Below are 1,473 nucleotides of genomic sequence, written 5' to 3' on the forward strand. Positions count from 1 at the left end.
GGTTAGCTTGGCGAGAGATGAATTCGTTGAGGTAACGCATAAACCAACTAATGTTGTATAACCGTTCTCTAAACTTAGCCGCCTCTTGTTTTACAATGATTAAATCACTGTCGCTGATGATGTTGTTATCTAAATAACGTTGTACAACGGGCATGGGTTTACACAGTAAATGCCATTGTTTTAACACCTCATCATCTGACCACGCTAGAGCTTTTTTACGGTCGACTCTTAACACTAAATGATAATGATTATTCATGATGGCATAAGCGGCGATATCAATTGCAAAAATAGTGGCGAGTTGTTTAATACGCGTCACTAGCCACTCGCGGCGATGCTCAAAGCATTGACCGGTTATGTTGTCTTGCCCACATAAAAAAGCGCGTCGCACACAGCGAGAGACGCAATGNATGCTCAAAGCATTGACCGGTTATGTTGTCTTGCCCACATAAAAAAGCGCGTCGCACACAGCGAGAGACGCAATGATAATAAGCGGTGTCATCGAGTGATATTTGGCTTTTACGTGCTTTTGTCATGAGTATTAACACAGGTGTTTTTATATACAGTTTAGTTTGGTTGATATGGCTAAAAAATCAAGGTGCTGAAGGATTTTATTAATGGATGTCCTAGAAAGACTATTGCTAACCAGCATAAATACCCTCAAAAAATACGGTAAATAAGATTGAAGCGACTGACAAACTCAGATACTGTTTAACGCAATTAAAAATAACAATAAAAACGAGTTATTCTACAAGCTCGTTAGCTACTTTTCGTATACCTTCGAGTTTGGAGAAAAACTAGATGAATTGTGATTTTCAAAAAATCATCCGAATCACTCAAGCATTAAATGATTTTTGGTTAAACTCCAGAGGCTGGGCTCCCGAGTCAGCTTATGCCTTAATTAAAGAAGCAAGATTAGATAGGCAATTATCTTTTGCTAAAACACTACCTGAATATGAAGAGGTTTTTCTCGAAGAAGTAAAAGATGCAAAAATTATATTAGGGTATGCCACTTTGAGGAGTATGTCTGAAAGTGCAATCAAATTGTTTTTTTCTGCTTTTATTGAGGATTATTTAAAAGATTCTGAAGCCTTGAAAAAAAATAAAAAAATAGTACAACCTAAGAAAATTAGTTTTGATAACTTAATCTCTTTATATATTAAAAAAGGAGAGCCATCGTTTGAAAGTTATTTGCGGAGAGTACAATCTAGAGGAAATGCAATTCACCATTTTAATGATCGTGATATAGGTTTCCAGTCTGAGTTAATTGAAGACATTAATACTTTTAAAGATTTATTACTTGCTATAAATTCGCAATTACCATATCCCGATGGTGTTCAAAATCCAGAAAATGCATAAACGAAGGGGTCTGGGACAGTCTCTCTAAGAAAAGATAAATTTAACCGATTTTGGCTACATCGTGTTTGATAAATGAGTGAGTTGATCGCGTTATTTATTCATTTTGATGGTGTTCAA

At 35.9% G+C, this 1,473-nt stretch carries 1 protein-coding gene; it reads left to right on the forward strand.

Annotation, left to right across the window (positions count from 1 at the left end; translation table 11 throughout):
• Window positions 1-798 precede the first annotated feature (798 nt).
• Complete coding sequence (locus DPX34_RS21590; protein WP_111980453.1) at window positions 799-1,356, forward strand: hypothetical protein; 558 nt, start codon at window positions 799-801, stop codon at window positions 1,354-1,356.
• The last annotated feature ends 117 nt before the right edge of the window (window positions 1,357-1,473 follow it).

This window comes from Algibacillus agarilyticus (assembly GCF_003286125.1).
GTDB classification, from domain to species: Bacteria; Pseudomonadota; Gammaproteobacteria; order Enterobacterales; family Alteromonadaceae; genus Algibacillus; species Algibacillus agarilyticus.